This window comes from Rhodoferax sp. OV413 (genome assembly GCF_945881795.1).
Lineage (GTDB): Bacteria > Pseudomonadota > Gammaproteobacteria > Burkholderiales > Burkholderiaceae_C > Allorhodoferax.
This window is the reverse complement of the sequence record NZ_CAMCVG010000126.1, coordinates 1-4,778: the sequence shown is the minus strand read 5'-3', so window position 1 is coordinate 4,778 and position 4,778 is coordinate 1. Positions and strand designations below refer to the sequence as shown.

The 4,778-nt window shown below is 60.6% G+C and carries 5 protein-coding genes; all 5 read left to right on the top strand.

The window, feature by feature from the left end; translation table 11 throughout:
• On the top strand, positions 1-967 hold a 967-nt coding region (locus tag Q0O05_RS11375), incomplete at its 5' end, for a chemotaxis protein CheA (RefSeq protein WP_293663130.1).
• A complete protein-coding gene (locus Q0O05_RS11370) occupies positions 964-1,530 on the top strand; it encodes a chemotaxis protein CheW (RefSeq protein WP_293663128.1) in 567 nt (188 codons plus the stop codon). The genes Q0O05_RS11375 and Q0O05_RS11370, both read left to right, overlap by 4 nt.
• Before the next feature lie 4 nt (positions 1,531-1,534).
• Positions 1,535-3,202: a methyl-accepting chemotaxis protein gene (locus Q0O05_RS11365; protein WP_293663126.1), complete on the top strand. Its 1,668-nt coding sequence runs from the start codon at positions 1,535-1,537 to the stop codon at positions 3,200-3,202.
• A gap of 39 nt (positions 3,203-3,241) precedes the next feature.
• Positions 3,242-4,072, top strand: coding sequence for a CheR family methyltransferase (locus tag Q0O05_RS11360; RefSeq protein WP_293663124.1), 831 nt, complete (start codon positions 3,242-3,244; stop codon positions 4,070-4,072).
• Positions 4,073-4,089: 17 nt separating this feature from the next.
• A partial coding sequence (locus Q0O05_RS11355) for a response regulator (RefSeq protein ID WP_293663122.1) occupies positions 4,090-4,778 on the top strand: 689 nt, incomplete at its 3' end.

The window sequence follows — 4,778 nt, the reverse complement described above, 5'->3', positions numbered from 1 at the left end:
GCGCGACGTGAGCGGCCAGCTGGGCAAACAGATTCAGCTGGAGCTGCACGGCGAAGACACCGAACTCGACCGCAACATCGTCGAAAAAGTGGGCGACCCGCTCATCCACATGATCCGCAACGCGGTGGATCACGGCATCGAGATGCCCGATGAGCGCGTTGCCAACGGCAAGCCGGCCATGGGCACCATCAAGCTATCTGCTTACCACCAGGGCGGCGGCATCGTAATTTCCATCCAGGACGACGGTAAGGGCTTGGACGGCGAGCGAATTCTGGCCAAGGCCATCGAGCGCGGCCTGGTGCGGCCCGACGCGTCGCTGAGCAAAGAAGAAATCAACGCCCTGATTTTCCTGCCAGGCTTCTCCACCGCCGAAAAGGTGACCGACCTATCGGGCCGCGGAGTGGGTATGGACGTGGTGCGCGGCAATATCGACAGCCTGCGCGGCCGGGTTGATGTGCAGTCCACCCTCGGCAAGGGCAGCACCTTCACCATCACCCTGCCTCTCACCCTGGCCATCATCGACGGCCTCATGGTCGGCGTGGGCGACGAGCGCTACATCATTCCAACGCTCTCGGTGCGCGAGTCCTTCAAGCCTCGCATGGGAATGGTCAACACGGTCTACGAGCGCGAGGAAATGATCAGCGTGCGCGGCCGCCAGACCCCGCTGCTGCGCCTGGGCAACTACCTTGGCACCGGCGGCAAGGCCCAAGAGGTCGAGGACGGCATTGTGGTGGTGGTCGAATCCGGTGGCGTCTCGCGCGGCATTCTGGTGGACCACCTGATCGGCAAACAAGAAGTCGTGATCAAGAGCCTCGGCCCCACCTTCGAAGACCAGAACCTGGTCTCGGGTGGCGCAGTGCTGGGCGACGGCTGGGTCGGCCTGATTCTGGACGTCGACACGCTGGTCAAACTTCCACTCAGTAACCGCAAGTCCCATTCCTACATGTCAACAGGTGCTAACCCATGAACGTGACCTCCGCCAATCAGCCGGCGACAGCAACGCCCCAATCCAGCCTCGCCGGCCGGTATTTAACGTTCTCACTCAACCCCTTCTCGATGGGTACCGACGGGTACGGCATCTCGGTGATGCATGTGCGGGAAATCATCCGCATCTGCCCCATCACACCGGTGCCGCGGATGCCGTCGTACGTCAAGGGGGTGATCAATCTGCGAGGCACCGTCATTGCGGTGGTGGACCTGCGCGAAAAGTTTCAAATGCCGGAGGCAGTGGTGGGCGACCGCAACTGCATCATCGTTGTCCAAGTGCAATTAAGCAAAGGCAGCCGCACCCTGATGGGCGCGATCGTGGACTCGGTAGAAGAGGTCATTCACCTTAGTGCTGCCGACATCGAGCCTACCCCCGACTTCGGCGAAACACTCAGCCCCAATTACATGTTGGGTGTCTCCATCATCCGTGGCAGCGTCAAAACGCTGCTTGATATCGAGCGCATCTTCCAGGAAGACGGCCAACTTGCCCTTCCCACCGTTTCTAAATCTGCGCCGGCGACGGCATCTTCCGTAGAGGTATAACACTATGAACTTCAACTCCTGGACCATCGCCACCCGGATCATTACCGGCTTTGTAGTCTTGACAGTGCTTGCTCTGGCATCGGGGGGCATTGCACTGACACGCTTCGCCGGCATGGGCGCAGCATTGGTGGATGTTGTGGACAACGCTGTACCAAGCATCGTCATCCTTGCTGAAGTGGACTCTGAAGTGCGCGCACAAACCATTGAGCGCCTCCTCCTAGCACAACACCAAGGAGCGGGTAAAGAAGATCACGAGCGCGCAATCGTTGAAAAAGACAAGCGAATCAACGAGCAATTGAAGAAATACGAACCATTGATCGTGGACCAGGACGATCGCCGGATGTTTGAAGAAGTCCGGGCTGCCTACCAAGCCATTGTTGCGACGGATGCTCGCATCGTGGCATTGAAGGGCGAAGGGAAATTGGAAGAAGCCGACAAACTGTTTGACGAAACCCAAGTGGCGAACTTTGCCCGCATGGCCAAAGCAACGAGCACCCACATCGAGTTCAACATCAAGTTAAGCGACAAGGCTGGAGACGCTGGGAAGGCTTTGATTAATTCCGGGACGTGGATTCTGCAACTCGCAATGGGAATCTCGCTGACCCTGGCCCTGGTAATCGGCCTTTTCATCATTCGAAGCACCAACAGCGCGCTGCGCGCCATCACCGCAGCCCTGGAAAACGGCGCGGTACAAACATCCGCCGCGGCCAGCGATGTGTCAAGCGCGAGCCAAGGCCTGTCCTCCGGTGCCACCGAGCAGGCAGCAGCCATTGAAGAAACCAGCGCTTCGCTGGAAGAAATCTCCAGCATGATCCGCGCTACCGCTGAAAACGCACAAAAAGCCAAGCAATTGGCTTCGGAAGCGCGCGCCGTGGCCGACTCCGGCACCCGCACCATGACCGAGATGAATGACGCCATGGCCGCGATTGACTCGTCCAGCGCCGAAGTCGCCAAAATCGTCAAGAACATTGATGAGATCGCCTTCCAAACCAACATCCTGGCCTTGAACGCGGCGGTGGAAGCCGCCCGTGCGGGCGAAGCCGGAGCAGGCTTTGCGGTGGTGGCTGATGAAGTGCGTTCTCTGGCCCAACGCAGTGCGGCAGCGGCTCGCGAAACGGCAGAGAAGATTGACACCGCGATTTCCAACAGCCGCCGCGGTGCCGAGTGCACCAGCGAAGTGGGCCGCTCGCTGCTGTCCATCACCGAAAAGGTTACCGCCACCGACACCCTGGTGGGCGACATTGCCAGCGCCGCCCGTGAACAGGCCCAAGGCATTACCCAAATCAGCGTGGCCATCAACCAGATGGACAGCATCTCCCAAACCAACTCCGCTACGGCTGAACAGTGCGCAAGCTCTGCCGAAGAGCTCAGCGCCCAGGCCGAAGACTTCAAGGGTCTGGTAAAGCGTCTGGGCAGCCTGGTGGGCGGCAGTGCCGCCAAAGGCTCCTCCGACGACGATTACGAAATCCACGCACCCGCCCGCACACGCGCACGTGCCCGCCCCGCGGTGCCAAACAATGCAGGCCGTCCCATGCAATCGCTGGCTGGTGGGCGCAAGCAGATGGCAGGCCCCGCCATCCGCCGCCCCGGCCCGCCAGTGAGCATTCCTATGCCCGCTGAAAGCGCCGACGGCACCGGTGAACCCGAAGCAGGCAGCTTCCGTAACTTCTGATTGCAATGTTTGCCGCTGAGTTGGCACAAGGAGAGCTAGGTGGCAGCGGGTTTATCGAGTCAGGCGTACCAAACTATTGTGGGTTTGGTTTACCGGCATAGCCACATACGCGTTGGCTCGGACAAGGCGATGATGCTCTCCAACCGGCTGCGTAAGCGGGTGGCAACATTGGGGCTCGCAAGCGTTGACGAATACGCCGAGTACTTAAAAGGCTCCCAAGACCAGGAAGAGATAGAGCAGTTGGTGGACATGGTGTCCACCAACCACACCCACTTCTTTCGCGAAGACGGCCACTTCTCCTTTGTTGCCAACACCGCGCTTCCCGGCTGGTTGCCCGAACTGAAAAAAAGCGGCGCGCCGCTGCGCCTGTGGTCGGCGGCCTGCTCCTCGGGGGAGGAGCCTTACACACTAGCCTTGGTGGTCGCGCAGCTGATGCAGCAGCACCCCGACCAGGTGTGGTCCATCACCGCGTCAGATATTTCTAAACGCATGCTGGCGTTTGCAGCACGCGGCATCTACCGCATGAACAGCGTGGACCCGGTGCCCCGGGAGTTGCTGGAGCGCTACTTCCAGCAAGGCCACGGGGAATGGGAAGGTACCTGCCGCGTGAAGGCGGAACTGCGCAAGATGGTGAAATTCCAGCGCATCAACCTCTTTCAGGCGCGCTACCCGGTCACAGACAAGCAACACATTATTTTTTGCCGCAATGTGCTGATGTACTTTGACAACCCCTCCCGCGCCACCGCAGTGGAACGCCTGACTGACATGCTGGTGCCCGGGGGTTATTTGATCATCGGCAATTCGGAGAGCCTGTTTGGCGTTCGACATTCGCTGCGCTCGGTACAGCAAGGCGTTTATCAGCGGGCCTGAGCCCCGCGCGAACCATCATGGCAGATCACCAAGAATTCCCGTCCCGCCGTAACGCGATTGCATCCGGCCGCAAAGTGCGGGTGGTGGTGATTGACGACTCGGCCCTGGCGCGGGGCTCCATCATTGGTGCCCTCTCAAAGGACATCCATATTGAAGTGGTTGGCGCGGCGCCCGACCCCTATGTGGCGCGTGACCTGATCATGCAGCTCGACCCCGACGTGATCACGCTGGACCTGGAAATGCCGCGTATGGACGGGCTCACCTTCCTGAAGATTTTGCAGGAGCACCACCCGGTGCCCACCATCGTCATCAGCTCGCTCACACAGACGGGCTCGGCACGCGCGCTCGAAGCATTGGCGGCAGGCGCGATTGATGTGGTGGGCAAGCCCGATGGCAGCCAGTCGATTGGCGAGTTGTCGCGCTTGCTGGCGCATCTGGTGAAAGCGGCAGCCCGCTCGCACCGCAGCACCCTGCCCACCGCGGCAGATATCCAGCCCCCGCGCACCCAGCGCCTGGCCCAAGCCTACTCGGCGCGCAAATTGATTGTGATTGGTGCCTCCACCGGCGGCGTGGAGGCGCTCAAATACCTGCTGCCCCACCTGCCCGAGGGCCTGCCGCCGATGGTGGTGGTGCAGCATATTCCGGCCAACTTTTCGCGCACCATGGCCCAGCATCTGGATGAGCTGTGCCCGTTTCCGGTCCGCGA